The organism is Zoogloea sp. 1C4 (assembly GCF_009469605.1).
In the GTDB taxonomy this organism is placed as follows: Bacteria; Pseudomonadota; Gammaproteobacteria; order Burkholderiales; family Rhodocyclaceae; genus Zoogloea; species Zoogloea oryzae.
Genome location: NZ_SSXU01000003.1, coordinates 60,997 through 81,842 on the forward strand (window position 1 = coordinate 60,997; position 20,846 = coordinate 81,842).

Annotated in this window: 15 protein-coding genes; 4 read left to right on the plus strand and 11 right to left on the minus strand. The window is 67.6% G+C overall.

The genetic code is table 11. The features are described from left to right. Positions 1-4: 4 nt before the first annotated feature. The 3 genes from prsK to GH681_RS04750 all read right to left on the minus strand — a co-directional run bounded on the left by prsK (position 5) and on the right by GH681_RS04750 (position 5,940). Positions 5-2,101, minus strand: a complete 2,097-nt coding sequence (prsK, locus tag GH681_RS04740; RefSeq protein ID WP_153160285.1) for an XrtA/PEP-CTERM system histidine kinase PrsK — start codon at positions 2,099-2,101, stop codon at positions 5-7. Positions 2,102-2,189: 88 nt separating this feature from the next. Next, a complete protein-coding gene (locus GH681_RS04745) occupies positions 2,190-3,575 on the minus strand; it encodes a TIGR03013 family XrtA/PEP-CTERM system glycosyltransferase (protein WP_153160286.1) in 1,386 nt (461 codons plus the stop codon). Between the two features lie 466 nt (positions 3,576-4,041). After that, positions 4,042-5,940, minus strand: coding sequence for a potassium transporter Kup (locus tag GH681_RS04750; RefSeq protein WP_153160499.1), 1,899 nt, complete (start codon positions 5,938-5,940; stop codon positions 4,042-4,044). 239 nt (positions 5,941-6,179) lie between these two features. Between GH681_RS04750 and GH681_RS23580 the strand changes: the two genes are divergently transcribed. Together GH681_RS23580 and GH681_RS04760 are read left to right on the plus strand one after the other, a co-directional pair. Further along, positions 6,180-7,061 (plus strand): MASE1 domain-containing protein, encoded by an 882-nt coding sequence (locus GH681_RS23580; RefSeq protein WP_153160287.1) that lies wholly within the window; start codon positions 6,180-6,182, stop codon positions 7,059-7,061. Next, on the plus strand, positions 6,949-9,504 hold the full coding sequence (locus tag GH681_RS04760) for an EAL domain-containing protein (protein WP_228111792.1): 2,556 nt from the start codon (positions 6,949-6,951) through the stop codon (positions 9,502-9,504). Before GH681_RS23580 ends, GH681_RS04760 begins: the two co-directional genes overlap by 113 nt. Here the strand turns inward: GH681_RS04760 and GH681_RS04765 are convergent. The 8 genes from GH681_RS04765 to GH681_RS04800 all read right to left on the minus strand — a co-directional run bounded on the left by GH681_RS04765 (position 9,475) and on the right by GH681_RS04800 (position 18,952). Next, complete coding sequence (locus GH681_RS04765) at positions 9,475-9,816, minus strand: type II toxin-antitoxin system RelE/ParE family toxin (protein WP_153160289.1); 342 nt, start codon at positions 9,814-9,816, stop codon at positions 9,475-9,477. The genes GH681_RS04760 and GH681_RS04765 overlap by 30 nt on opposite strands. Next, complete coding sequence (locus GH681_RS04770) at positions 9,816-10,091, minus strand: type II toxin-antitoxin system Phd/YefM family antitoxin (protein ID WP_153160290.1); 276 nt, start codon at positions 10,089-10,091, stop codon at positions 9,816-9,818. Before GH681_RS04770 ends, GH681_RS04765 begins: the two co-directional genes overlap by 1 nt. A 111-nt stretch (positions 10,092-10,202) precedes the next feature. Next, positions 10,203-11,141, minus strand: coding sequence for a response regulator transcription factor (locus tag GH681_RS04775; RefSeq protein ID WP_153160291.1), 939 nt, complete (start codon positions 11,139-11,141; stop codon positions 10,203-10,205). Beyond that, positions 11,134-14,523: an ATP-binding protein gene (locus GH681_RS04780; protein ID WP_153160292.1), complete on the minus strand. Its 3,390-nt coding sequence runs from the start codon at positions 14,521-14,523 to the stop codon at positions 11,134-11,136. The genes GH681_RS04775 and GH681_RS04780 overlap by 8 nt, the downstream gene beginning before the upstream one ends. After that, complete coding sequence (locus GH681_RS04785; RefSeq protein ID WP_153160293.1) at positions 14,523-15,896, minus strand: sigma-54 dependent transcriptional regulator; 1,374 nt, start codon at positions 15,894-15,896, stop codon at positions 14,523-14,525. The genes GH681_RS04780 and GH681_RS04785 overlap by 1 nt, the downstream gene beginning before the upstream one ends. Then, complete coding sequence (locus GH681_RS04790; RefSeq protein ID WP_228111781.1) at positions 15,893-17,488, minus strand: PAS domain-containing sensor histidine kinase; 1,596 nt, start codon at positions 17,486-17,488, stop codon at positions 15,893-15,895. Before GH681_RS04790 ends, GH681_RS04785 begins: the two co-directional genes overlap by 4 nt. Before the next feature lie 9 nt (positions 17,489-17,497). Continuing rightward, entirely contained in the window at positions 17,498-17,761 is a 264-nt protein-coding gene (locus GH681_RS04795) for a PP0621 family protein (protein ID WP_153160294.1), read from the minus strand. Positions 17,762-17,791: 30 nt separating this feature from the next. After that, positions 17,792-18,952 carry a pyridoxal phosphate-dependent aminotransferase gene (locus tag GH681_RS04800; RefSeq protein ID WP_153160295.1) on the minus strand — a complete coding sequence of 387 codons (1,161 nt, stop codon included), beginning with the start codon at positions 18,950-18,952 and terminating at the stop codon, positions 17,792-17,794. A gap of 133 nt (positions 18,953-19,085) precedes the next feature. Here GH681_RS04800 and mtnA point away from each other — a divergent pair, with 133 nt between their 5' ends. Together mtnA and GH681_RS04810 are read left to right on the plus strand one after the other, a co-directional pair. Next, the gene (mtnA, locus tag GH681_RS04805; protein WP_153160296.1) at positions 19,086-20,141 is read left to right on the plus strand and encodes an S-methyl-5-thioribose-1-phosphate isomerase; all 1,056 of its coding nucleotides are present in this window, start codon (positions 19,086-19,088) and stop codon (positions 20,139-20,141) included. Between the two features lie 22 nt (positions 20,142-20,163). Beyond that, a complete protein-coding gene (locus tag GH681_RS04810; protein WP_153160297.1) occupies positions 20,164-20,844 on the plus strand; it encodes a class II aldolase/adducin family protein in 681 nt (226 codons plus the stop codon). Positions 20,845-20,846: the final 2 nt, after the last annotated feature.

A 20,846-nucleotide genomic window follows, 5' to 3' on the forward strand; every position in this document is an offset into this window, starting at 1 on the left:
ATCCCTATTCTGCTACCGCTTTGTTACCGGCATTCTGAGCGTTCGCGGCAATGGGCAACCTGATCTCGAAGCAGGTTCCGACACCCACCTCGCTCTGAACGGTCAGATTGCCACCCAGTTCCTGAACATATTGGTGCGCCTCGTAGGCGCCAATCCCCATTCCGCTCGCCTTCGTTGTCTGGAATGGCTTGAAAAGCTGGTCCCGGATGAATGCGGTCGACATGCCCGACCCGGTATCCCGAACGGTGATGCACGCCTGATTACCCTCCTGGGATAGCCGTACTGACACACTACCATGCTCCAAAGTAGCGTCTAGGGCATTTTGCACGATATGCCCAAGGATACGTTCGAGTCGTTCGGAATGCGCAAAAACTGCCAGCTCCGGCGCCCCTTCCTCAAAGGTGGGGCACGGACGGAACATCCTTTTCGACTGGACGATGTGCTCGAGCAACCCCTTCAGCAAGACCGGCTTGCGCTGGTTGATCGGGGTCTTTTCCATCAGCTGGGCCATCAGCCCACGCATCCGCGATTCCACATGCCGGACGGTGTCGAGCATGTCGGCCTGGAACTCCGGATTGTCCTTGTGTCGCTCGGCATTGCGAAGCATCAGCGACATCTGTGCAACAAGATTCTTCAGATCATGGACCACAAAGGCCGACATCCGGTTGAAGGCGTCGAACTTCTGGGCCTCGAGCAGGGCTTCGGTGGCCTGCATCCGGGCAAAATAGCTGGCGGCCTGCCGGCCCGCCATCTTGAGCAGATCCAGGACTTCCCAGTTCACATCCACCGGCGTGCGCGGGGTAAGCAGCACCACAAAGCCCACCAGCACGCCCGACGAGATCAGCGGCACGATCAGCCACATGTCGGCGAGCTCGGACGCCCACTCGGGCAGCGGCGCCGTCACATCGGGCGAGAAACCGCTGCGGGCCTCCTGCAGATTGACGATCCACTCGCGCTCCAGCATGAAGCGGGCAAAATCGGAATCCTCCCGCTCCTGCAGGCCATAGTGCGGCATGTTGAGCCGCGCCTGCTGGCTGAAGCAGCCGTTGGCATCCCGCAGCCACACGCCACCACCCGGGCTCTCGACCAGATCGGCCAGCGCCTTGACCACCGATTCGCCGAGGCTGAGCCCGTCCCCCGCCACCGACAGGGCCTGGGTCACGCCCAGCCACTCGGTGCGGTAGTCGTACCGGTAGGCGAAGAAATGCTTGGCGAGGAACACCCGCAGCCGGGCCCGGAAGGCCCCGGAGAAGAACACCACCCCCAGGAACAGCACGCCACCAAACAGCAGCGCCAGCTGCAGCGCCTCGCCCCACTCGCCGCCGAAGTAGCGCATGTAGTAGCCGGCACCGGCAATGATCAGCAGGTACAGGCCCGACCCGGCCAGCGCGGTGGAATGGAACACCACGTGCCGCGAGACCGAGATCCGGAAGGTCCATTCCGGATTGCGCGACGCCGATACCGCCACCAGCGGCAGCGCCAGGGCGTGGGCAAAGCCGCGTACCCCCCAGATCACCGGGTGGATGCGGCTGAACAGCAGCATTTCAGAGTACAGGTAGACGTCAAAGGCGAACAGCCCGCCCAGCGCCAGCACCAGCGGCTTGACGCCCCAGCGGGAGCGCTCGATGACCGCCCGGTAGAAGAGTTCCAGCAGCACCAGGCCGAACACCGCGGTCATCAGCGCCGTGGCGGCCCAGGTGCGCAGCGGCGTGCCGTACAGCGGCACACCCAGGGTGAAGCAGATCACGCCGATCGCCCCGAGGGTGACGATGGCCAGCATGCCCGGCTTGGGCCACGCCGGTAGCCCGGAGTCGGGCCCGTCACCCGACGCCTGGGACAGCATGCTCAGGAGGAAGCCGAACCACGCTGCCATGCGCAGCACGTCCAGCAGATTGGCCAGCTGGAACATCCAGACCCAGCCCGAGGTGGAAAACACCCAGTTCGCCACCGCCCACAGGGCACTGGCCACAACCGCCGCGATCAGCAGGATGCCCTGCCGGCCCCTGCGCCAGGCCACGCCGAGGTAAAGCGCAAACAGCCCGTGCAGCACCGCAGCAAAGGCGTAGCTCCACGCCGAGACCTGCGAAAGGATTGATTCCATCGAGCCTCAATAAAAGCAGACGCTCCCGGCAAGGGGAGCGTCCTGGGTTCAGACCATCCCCTGCCGGGGAACGCGACGCCTGACTGTTTTAGTGTGCACCGTCTCCGGTCAGCACAACCCGCACCGTCTCGAACAGGACCACGGTATCGAGGAACAGAGTGTGATTCTTGACGTAGTACAGATCGTACTGCAGCTTGTTGATCGCATCATCCACCGACGAACCGTACTGGTAACGGACCTGGGCCCAGCCGGTCACGCCCGGCTTGACGCAGTGGCGGACGGCGTAGAAGGGAATGTCGCGGGTGAGCTGATCGACAAAGAAGGGACGCTCCGGACGCGGGCCGACGAGACTCATGTCGCCTTTCAGCACATTGAACAGCTGCGGCAGTTCGTCAATGCGGCACTTGCGGATGAAACGGCCGACGCGGGTCACGCGGTCATCGTTGGCGGTCGCCCAGCGGGGCTTGCCATCACGCTCGGCATCCCGGCGCATGCTGCGGAACTTGGTCACCTTGAACAGGCGGCCACCCAGGCCGACACGCTCCTGGCGGTAGAACACCGGCGCGCCGTCCTCGATCACGATCAGGAGCGCCGCCAGCACCATCACCGGCGCCGCAAGCACCAGCAGCAGCAGCGACACGAAGATGTCGAACACCCGCTTGACCAGCGTGCGGCCCCAGCCCTGACGGAAGCCTTCGCCGTAGATCAGCCAGCTGGCACGCAGGGAATCGATGCGCACCTGACCACGCACACGCTCGAAGAAGCTGGAGAGGTCGAGCACCTTGATGCCGGCCATCTTGCAGTCGAGCAGCTCACGCAGCGGAATGGCACCACCGCGACGCTCCTTGACCGCCACGATGATCTCATTGACGCGCAGGTGATTGGCCGCGGCAAGCAGGTTGCCATCGAAATGGATGACCCGCTTCGGATCGATGCGAATCTCGTCGCCGGCGCCGGCAGGGTAGAAACCCACCACCTGAAGGCTGGAGTTGGCGGGATGGGTCAGCGCATGCTCGACGGCTGCGGCGTCAGACCCGGTCCCGATCACCATGATACGTTTCACAAAAACCCCTGCACCCGTCCGCCGGGCAGTGAAACCACGGACGGCGACCACGAAACCAAGAAGGGCGATCACGTTGAGTTCAAGCGCCTCATGTGCGAACTCGCCCCACGGAAGGACCTGAAATATACCGTAAGCCACAGGAACGCTCAGCACGATCGACATGCCGACACGCATCAGGGTCTGCCGGAAATCCGAGCCGAAACCCGCCCGATACAGGCCAAGGGCGCCGTTCAGGATCATCATGGTCACCGCGAAGGCAAAGGCCGACGGCACCACAGTCGCCACCAGGCCACCATCCACCCGGGCCTGCAGCACGAACACGACAACCACCGCCACAAAGAGCAACAAGGCGTCAAAGACCAGTCGCTGGATCGTGCTGGACGGAACGTAATGATTGAAGAGTTTGAGCATTCTGAGCACCGGCCGCCCTTGAAGGACAGCCTCCCATGCAAATTTGATCAAGCCGAGTGGCGGACAACTCAACCACAAGCCCCTACGAAAACCGCTTTTCCGAGCGGCCAGGAACGGCTACCGGACATGCCAGGCACGCGACGCATACTTGCAAAATGCGTGAAAATTCGTGCAGTCGAACGATAGCGCTTAAGTACCCTGCCTCCTGTGATGCCCGTCACAAGGGGGATGACTTCGCCGACCCGACGTTCTACCACAACAAAATATCACCATCGAGACACCCGCCCGATTTACGGTCGGAAACACATCCAAAATGAACCGGCCGGCAACGGCAGACAAGGCAGCGTCCCGCGCTTCCTCGCCCGACGACCCGGACCGGTTTCTGGCCGACGTTAAAGCCTGTCAGCACCAATTATTATAACGTCGTAATGCCCGCTTTAGGTACTCTGCCAGTTGTCTAAAATTGTCAAAGCTCGACCTGCGTACCGAACTCGACCACCCGGTTGGGCGGGATGCTGAAGAAGTCGGCGGCGCTGTGGGCGTTCCGGAACATCAGGATGAACAGCCGGTCCCGCCACAGGGTGAGCGGCGAGGTCTTGCGCGGAATCAGCGTCTCCCGTCCAAGAAAGAACGAGGACTCCATCAGCTCGAAGGGCAAGCCCTGATCGGCGCACATCGCCAGCGCCGCCGGAATGTCCGGGTCGTCCTTGAAGCCGTAGCGCACGAACACCCGATAGAAGCCGAAATCGAGCTCCTCCACCCGCACCCGCTCGCACACAGGCACGCACGGGATGTCCTCGGTCACCACATTCACCAGCACCACCCGGGCGTGCAGCACCTTGTTGTGGAGCAGATTGTGGAGGAGCGCCCGGGGCACGCCGTCCGGCGCAGTGGTCATGAACACGCCGGTGCCTGGCACGCGCAACGGGATATCGTGGAACATCGACTGGATGAACAGGGCCAGCGGCATGGTGTCCTGGCGCATCCGTTCAGCCAGCGCCTCGCGGCCGCGCTTCCAGGTCATCAGCAGCCCGTGCACGCCCAGGCCCATCGCCAGCGGAAACCACCCACCGTCGAAGATCTTCACGCTGTTGGCGCTGAAGAACGCAAAGTCGACGATGAAGAACAGGATCAGGAAGCTCACCGACGCCAGCCAGCCCCAGCGCCACAGGGCCCGCACCACCACGAAGGCGAGCAGGGTGTCGATCATCATCGTGAGCGTCACCGCGATGCCGTAGGCCGACGCCAGCGCGCTCGACGAATGGAAGCTGATCACCAGCGCCACCACCGCCCCCAGCAGCATCCAGTTCACGTTGGGCACGTAGATCTGGCCAATCTCCCGCTCGGAGGTGTGGATCACGTGCATCCGCGGGGAGTAGCCCAGCTGGATCGCCTGCTTGGTGAGGGAGAAGGCGCCGGAGATCACCGCCTGGGACGCGATGATCGTCGCCAGCGTGGCGAGGCCCACCATCGGCAGGATCAGCGCGTCGGGCACCAGATTGTAGAAGGGGTTCTTGACCGCAGTCGGGTCGTCGAGGATCAGCGCGCCCTGCCCCAGGTAATTGAGATACAGCGCCGGAAACACATAGCCGAACCACGCCACCTTGATAGGCCGGCGCCCGAAGTGGCCCATGTCGGCATACAGCGCCTCGCCGCCGGTGATCGCCAGCACCACCGCCCCCAGCGCCAGAAAACCGTGCCACTGGTTGTTGGCGAAGAAATCCATCGCATAGACCGGATTGATCGCCCGCAGCACGTCCGGGTGGCGGGTGATGTTGACCGCCCCGAGCACCCCGAGGGTGGTGAACCAGAACAGCATCACCGGCCCGAAAACCGCCCCGACCTTGGCCGTGCCCTTGCGCTGGATCACGAACAGCCCGGTGAGCACCGCCAGGGAGATCGGCAGCACGTAGGGCCGGAAGGCCGGCGTGGCCACTTCAAGGCCCTCGACCGCGGAGAGCACCGAGATGGCCGGCGTGATCACCCCGTCGCCATAGAACAGCGCCGCCCCGAACAAGCCCAGTGCCGCCATGCCCGCCCCGAGCCGGGGCGAGTTGTTGGTGCGCAGGGCCAGCGAGGTGAGCGCCATGATGCCGCCCTCGCCCCGGTTGTCGGCCCGCATGATGAACACCACGTACTTGAGCGACACCACGATGGTCAGCGCCCAGAAGACCAGCGACAGGATCCCGATCACGTTGTCCGGCGTCACCGGCACCGCGTGGGGGCCGTTGAAGACCTCCTTCATTGTGTACAGGGGGCTCGTGCCGATGTCCCCGAATACAACACCCATCGCCGCCAGCGCAACGGGCAACACCCGCTCCGGCTTGGCGTGGGTGTTTTGTCCTTCAGCAAGCACCGTGGACATCCAGACCTCCAGAAACTGCACGGGCCCGCCAGTCATGCACGGGCGCCAAATCCATCAGCAGAGACTGGTCGCCTCCGCGCGGACCGCGATACTACCGCATTGCAGCATTTGCGGGCGCCCTCCTTCGGGCACGGTATCTGCATGGTTCCGGGGGTCACGGAACGTCCCAGACGCACCCGAGCAGTTACAATGCAGCGATTGGCTGCCAGACACCCGCCTACCGTACTCAAACCGACCCGATGCGCATCGCACCTGGCATTCGCCCGCAACTGGGCATCGCCCTCGCCTATACGGTCTGCGGGCTCATCGCACTTCACCTTGCCATCCCGCCGGGCTACGTGGCGCCGCTGTTCCCGGCCGCCGGGGTCGCGCTCGCGGCGATGCTCATCTACGGCTACGGCATCTGGCCGGCAATTCTTGCCGGCTCGATCGTCACCAACATCTACGCGGGCTTTCATGCCGGGCTGCCCGACCGCAGCCTGCTGCTGCCGCTTTACGTCGGCGTCGGCGCCTCGCTCCAGGCCTTCGCAGGCACCTTCATGGCCCGGCGCTGGATCCGTTTTCCGATCACCCTCGACACCGCGGATTCCATCGTCCGCCTGCTGTTTGCCGCCGCGCCGCTGAGCTGCCTCGTGGGCGCCACCATCGGCGTGGCCGCGCTGGTCGTGCTGGGCGGATTACCCCCGGCTGAAGCCGCCTTCAGCTGGTGGAGCTGGTGGGCCGGCGACGCCATCGGAATCCTCATCGCCGCGCCGCTCACCTTCGTCTTCATCGGCACCCCGCGCAACGAATGGGCACCGCAGCCGGCTGCCCATCGCCCTGCCCCTGGGCATCGCCCTCGTCCTGCTGGTGGGGCTCGAGATCCAGGTTGCCCGGTGGGAACAACAGCGCCTGCAATCCCGCTTCGAGCGCGACGCCAGCCACCTCGCCAGCCTCGTCCGCACACGCTTTGCCGACTACCTGGACGTGCTCCAGGCCAGCGAGCGCGTGATGGTGGCCTCTCCCGCCATCGATACGCCCACTTTCGAACAACTCTCGTCCACCTGGCAGTCGCGCTACCCGGGGCTCCAGGCCATCGGCTGGATTGCCCTCACCCCCGCTGCCGGGGTTCCCGCCCTTGAACGCAGCGCCCGCACCTCGCCTGCCACCGCGGATTTCCGGGTTGTCGACCGGGACGGCCACAACCAGCTGGTCCCCCTCGCCCCGCGGGACGAATACTTCGTCATCCGCCACATCACCCCGCTCAGCCGCAACCGCCGCGCCCTGGGCGTCAACGTCAGCTCGATCCCCAACTCCTTCGACGCCGTCCAGCGCACCGTGGCCAGCGGCACCGCCGCCGCCACCCGCGCCTTCGAACTCACCCAGGAAACCGAGCACAAGCTCGGCGTGGTGATCTACCAGCGCACCCTCGCCCCCGGCAGCACGCTCCAGACCCCGCCGGCCGGCCTCGTGTTCGTCGCCCTGCGGCTCGAAGAGGCGGTCGAGAGCGTCCTCAGCCAGCAACCGGTGCCCGGGGTGGGCTACTGCCTCGAAGAAGTGACCATTGCCCAGCCCCGCGGCAAGCGCCTTGCCGGCCTTGCCCAGTGCCCCTCGGTGGGCCAGGCCGGCCCCGGCGGCATCCACACCTGGCAGGAAACCTTCGACTTCGCCGGCCAGACCTGGCGCCTCGGCTTTGCCCCCACACCGGCCTACGCCGCCCTCAACCGCGGCTGGGAAACCTGGACCCTGATCGCCATCGGCCTGGTGTCCACCGGCCTCCTCGGCGCCTTCCTCCTCGCCACCACCGGGCGTGCCCGACGCATCGAGGAGATGGTGGGCCAGCGCACCAGCGAGCTCGCCGACACCAGCCGGCGCCTCCAAGCCCAGCAGGCCATCCTCACCCACGCCGAGCGCATCGCCCGCCTCGGCTCATGGGAGGCCGACCCCATCACCGGCGCCAGCCACTGGTCGGCCGAGCTCTACCGGGTGCTCGGCATCCCCGCCGAGTGCGACAGCCAGCTCGGCGCCCTGCTCGACGCCGTGCTCCCGTCCGACCGCTCCACCCTTCGCGATGCCCTCCACCGGGTGGCCAACGGCCAGCCCAATGCCAGCCTCGACGTGCGCCTGCCCCCCGAAAACGGCGAGAGCCGCACCGTCCATTTCACCATCGAGGCCACCCCCAACCCCGCCGGCGGCACCCTGCTGCGGGGCACCGTGCAGGACGTCACCGCCAGTCGCGCCGCCGAAGCCCACATCCACTACCTGGCCCACTACGACACCCTCACCGGCCTGCCCAACCGCACCCTCTGGATCAACCGCGCCGAACAGGCCCTCGCCTTCGCCCGCCGCAACCAGCTGCGCCTGGGCGTACTGTTCCTCGATCTCGACAACTTCAAGACCATCAACGACACCCTCGGCCACCCGGTGGGCGACCGCCTGCTCTCGGCCGTGGCCAAGCGGCTCTCCGGCAGCCTGCGCGACGAAGACATCCTGGCCCGCATCGGTGGCGACGAATTCGTCGTGCTGCTGCCCCAGCTCGGCCGCCCCGACGACGCCGCCACCGTCGCCCGCAAGCTCATCGCCAGCCTCAACGCCCCCTTCCACGTGGGCAACCAGGATCTCGTCACCTCCACCAGCGTCGGCATCGCCCTCTATCCGGGCAACGGCGCCGACATCAACACCCTGCTCAAGCACGCCGACACCGCCATGTACGACGCCAAGAGCGAAGGCCGCAACGACTTCCGCTTCTTCACGCCCGACATGAACAGCCGCGCCTACGCCCGGCTCAAGCTCGAAAACGCCCTGCGCCGCGCCCTCGACCGCAACGAACTCATCCTCGAATACCAGCCCCAGTGGCAGATGCCCGGCCAGACCCTCGTCGGCGTCGAGGCCCTGGTGCGCTGGAACCACCCCGAGCGCGGCCGCGTCTCGCCCCACGAGTTCATCCCCATCGCCGAAGAGACCGGCCTCATCCAGCCCCTGGGCGACTGGGTGCTGCGCGAAGCCTGCCGCCAGCAGGCCGAATGGCAGACCCTGGCCCAGCGCACCGGCCACACCTGCCCGGTGGTCGCCATCAACATCTCGGCGCTGCAGTTCCGCAAGCCGGATTTCCTCACCCGGGTCCGCCAGATCATCGCCGACAGCGGCGCCACCCCCGACCGGCTGGAGCTCGAACTCACCGAGAGCGCCCTGATGCAGCCGACCCCCGAGATCGAAGCCCAGCTGGGCGCCCTGCGCGCCATGGGCATCGGCCTCGCGCTCGACGACTTCGGCACGGGCTACTCCAGCCTCGCCTACCTCAAGCGCCTGCCCCTCACCCACCTCAAGATCGACCGCTCCTTCGTGCGCGACCTCCCCGGCGACGCCGAAGACGCCGCCATTGCCGCCGCCACCCTCTCCATCGCCCGCGACCTGGGCCTCAAGGTCATCGCCGAAGGCGTCGAGACCGAAGCCCAGCGGGATTTCCTCCTCGAGCGCCAGTGCAGCGTGATGCAGGGCTTCCTGTTCGCCCGCCCGCTGCCTGCCGAAGCAATCGCGCAGCTACTCGCCGCCGGCTCAACCGCCCAGCAGACGGCGGGCCAGTAGCGATTGCATGTCGCGGCGCCCGTCGATGATCAAATGAATGATGACCTCGCTGCCCGTGACGCGGTAGATCACGCGGTAGGGCTTGAAGAAGGTCTGGCGGAATTCCTTGATGCCGAGGCCAAGCAATTCCCTCGGATGACTGCCACGCTCGGGTGATATCGCCAAACTCTCCACCACGTCCATCAGCGCATCCAGCACGTAATTGGCGTTGGCCACGCAGTCAAACTCGGCGATGTAGTCGTGGATGGACTCCAGGTCGCGCTCTGCCCCTTCCGTAAGCAGAACATCGAACCGGGCCGGTGCGCCAGCCATCAGGCCGAGGTCCGCTTGGCGCGCAGGCGGGCGACGACATCGGCCACCGGCTTGACCTTGCCAGCCGCCACCTCCTGGGTGCCCAGGGCCAGTATCTTGAGCAGGGCCAGGGTTTCCTGGGTCTCTTCGAATGAAGCGACGTCCTGCAGAACCGCCTTGGCTTCGCCATTCTGGGTGATGACCAGGGGTTCCCGCTGTTCGGCAAGCTGTGTCAAGACCTCGGCGGCATTGGCCTTGAGATAGCTGATTGGCTTGACTTGAGATGAATAGCGCATGATCGTGCCCCGGGAAAGAATGGGCTTAATATAGTCTTTTTATGGTCTTCAAACAAGCTCGTGGAATAGGCCCGGAAGGTGCCATCACTCCGTTGTTCAATCGTGCCCCGCCTAGCCTTCGCCGCCGCCCATCCGGATCCGCGCCATCGCCACCGACGCGGCGGCGGTGCGGTTTTCGACGCCGAGCTTGGCGAAGACGTGCTCCAGGTGCTTGTTCACGGTGCGCGGGCTGGAGCCCAGGATCTCGCCGATGTCCGGGCTGGTCTTGCCCTTGATGACCCAGTAGAGCACCTCGGCCTCGCGGGTGGTGAGGCGGAAGGCGGCCTGGAGGGCCTCGATCATCGCGGTGTCGGATTCTTCGCGCAGGGCCAGCAGCCATTCGTCCTCGCCGGCCCGCTCGTGGAGCGTGAACACCAGCCGCTTGGCGCCGCTGCTGATGGTGAGCGGCGGAAAGGCGTGGCCGTCGCGGCGGGCCTTGGCGGATTCGGCGATCCACGCGCGCACGGCCTGGGGGGCGTTGTCGTCGTCGATGCCGAAGTATTCGCCCAGCAGCTTGCGGGCCAGCGGCGTCTGCCACACCAGCCGGCCGGTCTCGGGCTGCACGGCCAGGGTGGCCTGGCCGAAGGCATCCAGCGCGCTGCGGGCCTGGCGCATCAGGCGGGCGCTCTGCATGTGGGCGGCGATGCGGGCCAGCACCTCCTGGGGGCGGATCGGCTTGGTGACGTAATCGGCGCCGCCGGCGTCGAAGGCGGCCACCACGTGCTCGGTCTCGGTGAGGCCGGTCATGAACACGATGGGGATGTGCTGGGTGGTGAAATCCGCCTTCAGCCGCCGCGCCACCTCGAAGCCGTCCATGCCCGGCATCACCGCGTCGAGGAGGATCACGTCCGGCACGCTGTGGCGGGCGCGCTGCAGCGCCGATTCGCCGTTGGTGGCAACGAGCACCGTGTAGCCGGCCTCGTCGAGGGCGTCGTGGAGCAGCGAGAGGTTCTCGGGGATGTCGTCCACGATTAACACGAGATCGGAGTTGAGCCGGTCGAAATCAGGCATGGCGGGCTTTGTCCAGCAAGGGCGGAATGGCGTCGAGGCGGAAGTTGCGGGTGAGGTCGCGGAGCTCGGCAACAAAGGGCGCGTAGGCAGCGTCGAGCGCCTCGATCTCGTCGAGCCGGCGCAGGATGCCCTTCACGTAGCCCATCTCGACCTGCTCGGCCAGATCGGCGACCACCTCGGGCGGCGGATAGACCATGTCGACAGGCAGCGCCGGGGGCGGCTCGGGCTGGTTGGGCTCGAGCCAATCGAGCGACAGGCGCCGGCCGATCCAGTCGATCAGTTCGGCCACCTGCACGGGCTTGAGGAAGAAATCGTTGCTGCCGATGGCGAGGTCGTTGTCGTCGGAATGCAGGCCGCGCTCGTAGGCGTTGGCCGAGATGATCGCCACCGGCACCGCGGCCATCTCGGCACCGCCCTCGCCCGCGCGGATGCGCCGCACGACCTCCCAGCCGTCCATGCCCGGCATCGCCAGATCCATGAACACCAGATCGGGCTTGAAGCGCGGCAGCACCCTCAGGCATTCCTGCCCGTTGGCAGCCTGGGCCAGCGAAAAACCCAGGGGCTCCAGCAGGGTGATGAGGAACTCCCGATCGACCCGCTCGTTATCCACCACCAGGATGCGCCGGCGCTCGCCCCGGTAGCCGACGCGGTTGCGCGGCAGCTCGCGCACGGCCACCTCGCCGCGCACCTGGGGCAGGAACAGGCGCACCCGGAAGGTGCTGCCCGCGCCCGGCTGGCTCTTGACGGTGAGCTCGCCGCCCATCACGTCGGCGAACATCCGGCTGATGGTGAGGCCCAGCCCGGCGCCGCCCGCCCCCTGGGCCGAGGTGCCGCGGGAGAAGGGATCGAAGATGCGTTCGATCTCGGCCTGGGAGATGCCCGGGCCGGTGTCCTCCACCTCGAAGGTCGCCATCTCCATGCGGTAGGTGAGGCGCAGGCAGATCGAGCCCTTGGCGGTGAACTTCACCGCGTTGCCCAGCAGGTTGATGAGGATCTGGCGCACCCGCTTGCCGTCGGCGCGCACCACCGGCGGAATCTCGCCGATGGGCTCGAAGCGGAAGCTGAGGCCCTTGTTGCGGGCCTGGACCTCGAACATGCCGACGATCTGCTGGAGGAAATCCTTGAAATCGATCGGCTTCACATCCAGCGCCAGCTTGCCGCCCTCGATGCGGGCGATGTCCAGGGTGCCCTCGATCACCGACAGCAGGTGGTCGCCGCTGCGCCGGATGACATTGATGGCCTGCCGCCGGTGGGGCGGGATCGCGTCGTCGCCGTCGAGGATCTGGGCGTAGCCGAGGATGCTGTTGAGGGGCGTGCGCAGCTCGTGGCTGATGGCGGTGATGTAGCGGCTCTTGGCCTGGTTGGCCAGCTCCGCCGCCTGCTTGGCCCGCTGGAGCTGCTCGTCGGTGCGGCGGTGGGATTCGATCTCGCGCATCAGGAGGCTGGTCTGGCGGTTGGATTCCTCCTGCGCCACCTGCCGGCTCTTGTGGGTGAGCACCAGCCACCACACCACCAGCCCACTCACCAGCAGCAGGCTCATGTAGGCCTTGATGAAGGCCAGGCGCAGGGCTTCGACGGCCTCGGCCCCGTCGGTGCCGAGCAGCTGGACGCCCTGCTGGTAGAGCAGCCACACCAGCACCGCCAGGGCCGGCGCCAGCACGCCCATCAGCAGCAGGTAGTGGCCGAGGCCGCTCTCCACGTAGGGCCACGCGGCCTCGGGCAGCACCCGGCGCATCGCCCCGGCCCACTGCACGGAGAGTCGCGCGTCCGGCTTGCACAGATCGTTGCAGCGGGCGTCCAGCGAGCAGCACAGGGAGCAGATCGGCCCCTGATAGGCGGGACAGCGGGCCAGGTCGTCGGCTTCGTATTCGCGCTCGCAGATCACGCAGCGCCCGTCGCCGGTGGCCGCGTGGGGCGGGCGGGCGAGGTAATAACGCCCGCCGGTGGCCCAGGCGATCAGCGGCGAAGCCACAAAGGCGGTGACCAGCGCGATGAGCGCCGAGAACGCCTGGGGCCCCGGCCCGAAGGCGCCCGCCCAAGCCGCCACCGACAGCAGCGAGGCAATCCCCATCGCCCCCACACCCACCGGATTCACGTCGTAGAGGTGCGCCCGCTTGAACTCGATGCCCGGCGGCGACAGGCCCAGGGGCTTGTTGATGACCAGATCGGCCACCACCGCCATCATCCAGGCGATGGCCACGTTGGCGTACAGGCCCAGCACCTTGCCGAGGGCCTGGAACACGTCCAGCTCCATCAGCATCAGCGCGATGGCGGTGTTGAACACCACCCACACCACCCGCCCGGGATGGCTGTGGGTGAGCCGGGCGAAGAAGTTCGACCACGCCAGCGAGCCGGCGTAGGCGTTGGTCACGTTGATCTTGAGCTGGGAGATCACCACGAACAGCGCCGTAGCCGCCACCGCCCAGCGCAGGTCGGGGAAGACGTATTCGTAGGCGGCGAGGTACATCTGGTTCGGGTCCACCGCCCGCTGGATGGGCACCGCGTTGCTGATTGCCAGATAGGCCAGCAGCGCCCCGCCGAGCATCTTGACCACGCCCAGCAGCACCCAGCCGGGGCCACCCACCAGCACCGCAGCCCACCAGCGGCGGGTGTTGGTGGCGGTCTTTTCGGGCATGAAGCGCAGGTAGTCGGCCTGCTCGCCCATCTGGGTGATGAGCGCGATGCCGACCGTGAGCGCCGCGCCGAATGCGTGCAGGTTGAAGCCCGCCCCCACGCCGTGCTCACCGCCGTAGCCGGCCAGCTCCGAGAGGATGCCGGGCCGGGCGGCGAACACGAACACGAAGGGCACCACCAGCATCAGCACCCACAGGGGCAGCGTGATGGACTGGAGCCGGCTGATGGCCGTAACCCCGTGGGTGACCAGCGGGATCACCACCACCGCGCACAGCAGGTAACCCCAGGCCGGCGGTATGTCGAAGGCCAGCTCCAGGGCGTAGGCCATGATCGCCGCCTCGAGGGCGAAGAAGATGAAGGTGAACGAGGCGTAGATCAGCGAGGTGAGCGTCGAGCCGATGTAGCCGAAGCCCGCGCCACGGGTGAGCAGATCCATGTCCACCCCGTAGCGGGCGGCGTAGATGCTGATGGGCAGGCCGGCCAGGAAGATGATCAGCCCGGTGGCGAGGATCGCCCACAGGGCGTTGAGGAAGCCGTAATCCACCAGCAGCGTGGCGCCCACGGCCTCCAGCACCAGAAAGGACGCCACCCCGAAGGCGGTGTTGGCCACCCGCAGCTCGGACCAGCGCCGGAAGCTGCGCGGGGTGAAGCGCAGGGCGTAGTCCTCGATGGTTTCGCGGGCGACCCAGGTGTTGTAGTCGCGGCGGATCTTGACGACCCGCTGGACGGCATCCGGTTCGCTGTCCATCACTCCTTGATGCCCAGCCGTTCGAGCCGGTAGCGCAGCGAGCGGAAGGTGACGCCCAGCGCCCGGGCCGCGGCGGTGCGGTTGCCGCCGGATTTTTCGAGGGCCTCTTCGATCACGTGGCGCTCCACCTGGTCGAGGTATTCCTGCAGGTCGGCGCCGCCCGGGGTGGCCGGCGCTGCAGGGCTGGCCTCGCCCATGTCGGAGGGGTCGAGGAGCAGGTCGTCGGCCTCGATGAACTCGCCGGATGACAGGGCCATCGCCCGCTCGAGGATGTTCTCCAGCTCGCGTACGTTGCCCGGGAAGGCATAGGCCTTGAGCGCCCGCAGCGCCCCCTCGCTGAGGCGCACCGGCGGCAGGCCGGACGATTCGGACAGCCGGGCGAGGAGGATTCCGGCGAGCTGGGGGATGTCTTCGGCGCGCTCGCGCAGCGGCGGCATGCGCAGCTCGATGACGTTGAGGCGGTAGAACAGATCCTGCCGGAAGCGGGTGGCCTCGACCATCGCCTTGAGGTTTTGATGGGTGGCGCTGAGGATGCGCACGTCAACCTGGGTCTCGGTGGTGTCGCCCAGGCGGCGGAACTTCTTCTCCTGGATCGCCCGCAGCAGCTTGACCTGCATCGGCAGCGGCAGATCGCCCACCTCGTCGAGGAACAGGGTGCCGCCGTGGGCCGCCTGGAAGAAGCCTTCCCGGTCGGCGTCGGCGCCGGTGAAGGCGCCCTTCCTGGCCCCGAAGAACTCGCTCTCCATCAGGTTCTCGGGGATCGCCCCGCAGTTGACCGCCACGAAGGGCGCCGCAGCACGCGGGCCGAGGTCGTGGATCATCCGGGCGGCGCGCTCCTTGCCGCTGCCGGATTCACCCGAGATGAACACCGGCGCCTGGCTGCGGGCGAGCTTCTCGATCAGCGAGCGCACCTGCACCATCGCCGGCGACTCGCCGGTGAGGCTGGAGGTGTCCTTCTTGCTGTCGTCGTCATCCTTGGCCGTCACCGAGAACACCGACTTGACCAGCGCCCGCAGCTGGTCGATGGAGACCGGCTTGGAGAGGTAGTCGAAGGCCCCGGCCTTGAGGGCCGTGACCGCGTTGTCCATGCTGCCGAAGGCGGTGATCACCGCCACCGGCAGGTCGCGGCAGGTTTCGGAGATGTAGCGCACCAGCTCGAGCCCGTCGCCATCGGGCAGGCGCATGTCGGTCAGGCACAGGCGGTAGCGCTTCTGGCCGAGCAGCGCCCGGGCCTCGGCCAGGGTGGCGGCGCCATCGCTGGAAAGACCGAGGCGCAGCAGGCTCAGTTCGAGCAGCTCGCGGATGTCGTCCTCGTCATCGACGATGAGCACGTCGGGGCCGCTGGAGCGGGCCCGTCTTTCGATCTGGGTCATGGTTTCACGCGTCCGATGATCCGGAAATGGGCTCCCGGCAGGGCTGCGGTGGTGCCGGCTTCGGCCGGCGGCGTCACGCACAGTTCGAGCACCGCGCCGTTGGCTTCGGCGAGTTCCCGCGAGATGTAGAGCCCGAGGCCGGTGCCTTTCGAGTGGGTGGTGAAGAAGGGTTCAAAAACCTGCGCCCGCAGCGCCTCGGCAATCCCCGGGCCGTCGTCGGACACATCCAGCGCTACGCGTCCATCATCTCGCAGCGCAGCATCGATTTTTACCGCAGCAGGCGCGCCGCTGCAATGACGTCGTGCATTGCCGACGAGATTCCACAGAATCTGGCGCAGATGGGCCCGGTCCATGGCCATCTCGAGCCCCGGCGGCACGCGATTCACCACCACTCCGCGGGCACCGCTCTCGGCCACGTCGAACTCCTCGATGAACTCATCGACAAACTCCGCCAGCGGCAGCGCCTCGGGCAGCGCCTCGTCGCGCCGGCCGAGGGCCAGCACGTCGGCCACCAGCCGGTCGATGCGCTGGGCGTTGTTGCCGATGATGCGGATCAGCCGGGCCTGCATGTCGCCGCGCTTCTCCTCGCGCAGCAGCTCGGCCGCCTGATAGACGGACGCCAGCGGGTTGCGGATCTCGTGGGCGATGCTGGCGGTGAGCCGCCCCAGCGCCGCCAGCTTGACCTGCTGGATCTGGCGGTGGATGCGGTCGAAGTCTTCCAGGTAGACCAGCGTTTCGTTGGCCTCGCCGGCGGGCAGGAAGCGCGCCAGCAGCATCTTGCCGCTGCCGTCGGCCCGCAGGCTGTGGGCCGAATCGCCGTGCTCGGCCCGGCGCCGGAGTTCGCGCTCCAGGGCCGGGGCGTGTTCGCCGAGGGTTGCGCCCTCGCGCAGCTCGGCCCCCAGCAGCGCCACCGCCTGGGGGTTGAACTGGCGCACCACGCCACCGTCGCCCACCACCAGCACGCCGTCCTGCATGTCCTGGATGATCTGGCGGTTCAGGCGCAGCTGGCTGGCCAGATCGACGCCCCGCTGGCGGGCCAGATTCTCGTTGGCGATGGCCCGCAGCGCCAGCAGGCGCGCCACCTGGGCAATGGCGAAGAAGCCGATGCAGGTGATGCCGACGGTGAAGAAATCCACCGTCTCGCGCCCCGACAACAGCCGGAACATGTTCTCCAGCAGCACCGCCACGGTGGCGTAGGCCGCGTAGAACAGCACCATCCGCCCCTGCCCCACCAGCCCGGCGCCGGCGAGCGCGATGAGGATCAGGATCGGGATGCCGCTGCGGTAGCCGCCGCTCGCCCACATGATGAGGGTGAGCGAGGTGACATCCACCAGCACCTGGACGGTGACCAGGCGGTTGTGCCCGAGCAGCCGGGCCGCATCGGGAAAGCCGAAGCTGAGCACCGCCGCCACGTAGGCAAACGAGACACCGAAAAAGATGGTGGGCGAATCGCTGCCCAGATGCAGGGACGGCCCCGCCACCAGAAACAGCCCGGCGAGGGTCAGGCGAAACAGGTTGAGATAGCGCAGCGGCTCGGAGCGGCTGAAGTCGTCGGCCAGGCCGACATCCCGCTGGGGCAGCTCGAGCTTCACGGGCGCGGCTTAGCTGCGCGGGCCGAGACGGCGATGCTCCTCGGAGCAGTAGAAGCTGCCACCGCCCCGCACGCTCTCGCTCTCGGGCACGTGCAGGCCGCAGTGGGCGCAGGCCACCATCTGTTCGATCTCGGCCACCGGGGCGCCGCGCTGGGGCGCCGGCTCGTCATCCTGCCGCGGGGCCTGGGGGCCGGGCGCGCCGGGCCGGCGCAGGGCGCGCCGCACGTAGTAAAGGCCGATCAGGAACAGGATGAACAGGAGGATATTGCGCACGTCGAGGGCTCCAGCGGTAAGCCGCCGAGTTTAGCAGAAGCGCCGGAGCCGCTCGAAAGCCGCCTCCAGCGTCTCGTCGCGCTTGGCAAAGCAGAAGCGGATCACCCGCTCGTCGCGCCCGTCGCCGAAGAAGGCCGACAGGGGGATCGCCGCCACGCCCACCTCGCGGGTCAGCCACTGGACGAAGTCGGTGTCGGGCGCATCCGAGATCGCCCCGTAGCGGACGGTCTGGAAGTAGGTGCCGGTGCACGGCAGGAGCTCGAAGCGCGTGCCCGCCAGCCCGGCCCGGAAGACATCCCGCTTGGCCTGATAGAAGGCCGCCAGCCCCAGGTGGCGCGACGCATCCATCATGTAGTCGGCCAGCGCCAGCTGCACCGGGGTGTTCACGGTGAACACGTTGAACTGATGCACCTTGCGGAACTCGGCCATCAGCGCCTGCGGGGCCAGCACGTAGCCCACCTTCCAGCCGGTCACGTGGTAGGTCTTGCCGAAGCTCGACACGATCACGCTGCGCTCGGCCAGATCGGGATACAGCGCCGCGCTCTCGTGGCGCCGGCCGTCGAAGACGATGTGCTCGTACACCTCATCGGCCACCACGATGATGCCGGTGCCGCGCACCAGATCGCACAGGGCCCGCATGTCGTCCGGCGACCACACGGTGCCGCTCGGGTTGTGGGGCGTGTTGATCATGATCATGCGGGTCTTCGGCGACACCAGCGCCCGCACCGCGGCCCAGTCGGGGCGGTAATCCGGTGCCGACAGCCGGGCGCGCTTCACCACGCCGCCCGCCAGCTCGATGGACGGCACGTAGGAGTCGTACACCGGCTCGAAGACGATCACCTCGTCGCCCGGATGCACCAGCGCCGCCACCGCGGTGAACAGCGCCTGGGTCGCCCCCGCGGTCACGGTGATCTCGGTTTCCGGGTCGTAGCTCGCACCATAGAGCGCGGCGACCTTGGCGGCGATGGCCTCGCGCAGCGCCGGCACGCCAGACATCGGCGCGTACTGGTTGTGGCCGGCGCGCATCCAGTGGGAAACGCGCTCGAAGAGCAGGTCTTCCGCGCTGAAATCCGGAAAGCCCTGGGAGAGGTTGATCGCCCCGCACTCCTGGGCCAGGCGCGACATCACGGTGAAGATCGTGGTGCCCACCGCGGGCAGACGGGAAACCACAGGGGCGGGAAAACGGGGCATGACGATCACTCCGGGCTGGATCAACGCAAAAAGGCGGGCCGATTCTGGCAGATGACGCCCCCGCCGGCCAGCCACCCGGTGCGCCGGCCCCGATACAATCGCGCCTTCGCCCATCCTCCTGAAGCACCCCACCGTGTCCGACGCCTGCCCCACCATCACCCGCAACGGCGATGAGGTCGTGATCCTCGACCAGACCTGCCTGCCCTGGACTGAACGCTTCGTCCGCCTCGACACCCTCACCGACGCCGCCGTCGCCATCCGCGACATGCAGGTGCGCGGCGCGCCGCTGATCGGTGCCACCGCCGCCTTCGGCGTGGCCCTGGCCCTGAAGACCGAGGCCTCCGACGCCGCCCTAGCCCACGCCGACACGGTGCTGCGCGCCACCCGCCCCACTGCGGTCAACCTCCACTGGGCCCTCGACCGGATGCAGGACGCCCTCGCCCCGCTGCCCGCCTTGGAGCGCCCCGCCGCCGCCTGGGCCGCCGCCGAGGCCATCCGCGCCGGCGACGCCGCCGCCAACGCTGCCATCGGCGAGCACGGCAAGGCGATCCTCGAATCCCTGGCCCAGGCCAAAGGCCGGCCGCTCCAGCTGATGACCCACTGCAACGCCGGCTGGCTCGCCACCTGTGGCCACGGCACCGCGCTGGCGCCCATCTACGCCGCCCACGCCGCAGGCATTCCGCTGCACGTTTATGTAAGCGAAACCCGCCCGCGCAACCAGGGCCTCCTCACCGCCTGGGAACTCGCCCGCGCCGGCGTGCCCCATACCCTGATCGCCGACAACGCCGCCGGCTGGCTGCTGGCCGAAGGCCGGGTCGATCTGGTCATCACCGGCGCCGACCGCATCGCCGCCAACGGCGACAGCGCCAACAAGGTCGGCACCTACCTCAAGGCCCTGGCCGCCCGCGCCCACGGCGTGCCCTTCTACATCGCTGCGCCCCGCTCGACCATCGACTTCGCCTGCCCGAACGGCCGGGCGATCCCCATCGAGGAGCGCAGCGCCGACGAGGTGCGCCTCATCCACGGGCTGGACGAACAGGGCGGCGCAGCCTGCCTGCGCATCGCCAGCGACACCACCGCGGCCTGCAACCCGGCCTTCGACGTCACGCCTGCCGGGCTTCTGGCTGGCATAATCTGCGAGTTCGGCGTGTTTGCTGCCGACGCCCTCGCCGCCATCGAGCACCGTTGATCCCGGACTGGAGCAAGTGATCATGAACGAGAACGTATTGCGGGCCGGCCTCCTCGACACGGCCCGGGAGATGGCCCACTGCGGACTCAACGCTGGCACCGCCGGCAATGCCAGCGTGCGCTGCACCAGGGGCTTCCTGATCACGCCCACCGGCCGCCCCTACGACGAACTCAGCCCCGACGACATGGCCCTGATGGGGATGGACGGCAGCTGGCACGGGCCCTTCGCTCCGTCGTCCGAGTGGCGCATCCACCGGGACATCCTCGCCGCGCGGCCCGACGTGGGCGCCGTGCTCCACGCCCACTCGCCTTTCGCCACCGCGCTGGCCTGTCACCGACGCGCCATTCCGGCCTTCCATTACATGATCGCCCGCTTCGGCGGCACCGACGTGCGCTGCGCGCCCTACGCCACCTTCGGCACCCAGGCGCTCTCCGACGGGGCCATCGCCGCCCTCGAAGGCCGCCGCGCCTGTCTGCTCGCCAATCACGGCATGCTGGTGCTGGGCGGCGACCTGCGCGGCACCCTGGCGCTGGCCGTCGAGTTCGAGAACCTCTGCGAGCAATACTGGCGCGCCTGTCAGCTGGGCGAGCCGCACATCCTCTGCAGCGCCGAGATGGACGAAGTCCTCACCCTGTTCAAGACCTACGGCCAGCCCCGCCCGACCGCCCCGACCCCGCTGGCGGCCGAACCCGGCCCGGCCTGAAC

Excerpts from the sequence above, each read along its gene's own strand:
- GH681_RS04765 (WP_153160289.1), bottom strand. The coding sequence starts at position 9,816 with ATGGCTGGCGCACCGGCCCGGTTCGATGTTCTGCTTACGGAAGGGGCA.
- prsK (WP_153160285.1), bottom strand. The coding sequence starts at position 2,101 with ATGGAATCAATCCTTTCGCAGGTCTCGGCGTGGAGCTACGCCTTTGCT.
- GH681_RS23580 (WP_153160287.1), top strand. The coding sequence starts at position 6,180 with ATGCGCATCGCACCTGGCATTCGCCCGCAACTGGGCATCGCCCTCGCC.
- GH681_RS04810 (WP_153160297.1), top strand. The coding sequence starts at position 20,164 with ATGAACGAGAACGTATTGCGGGCCGGCCTCCTCGACACGGCCCGGGAG.
- GH681_RS04770 (WP_153160290.1), bottom strand. The coding sequence starts at position 10,091 with ATGCGCTATTCATCTCAAGTCAAGCCAATCAGCTATCTCAAGGCCAAT.
- GH681_RS04800 (WP_153160295.1), bottom strand. The coding sequence starts at position 18,952 with ATGCCCCGTTTTCCCGCCCCTGTGGTTTCCCGTCTGCCCGCGGTGGGC.
- GH681_RS04750 (WP_153160499.1), bottom strand. The coding sequence starts at position 5,940 with ATGTCCACGGTGCTTGCTGAAGGACAAAACACCCACGCCAAGCCGGAG.
- GH681_RS04780 (WP_153160292.1), bottom strand. The coding sequence starts at position 14,523 with ATGGACAGCGAACCGGATGCCGTCCAGCGGGTCGTCAAGATCCGCCGC.
- GH681_RS04785 (WP_153160293.1), bottom strand. The coding sequence starts at position 15,896 with ATGACCCAGATCGAAAGACGGGCCCGCTCCAGCGGCCCCGACGTGCTC.
- GH681_RS04775 (WP_153160291.1), bottom strand. The coding sequence starts at position 11,141 with ATGCCTGATTTCGACCGGCTCAACTCCGATCTCGTGTTAATCGTGGAC.
- GH681_RS04745 (WP_153160286.1), bottom strand. The coding sequence starts at position 3,575 with ATGCTCAAACTCTTCAATCATTACGTTCCGTCCAGCACGATCCAGCGA.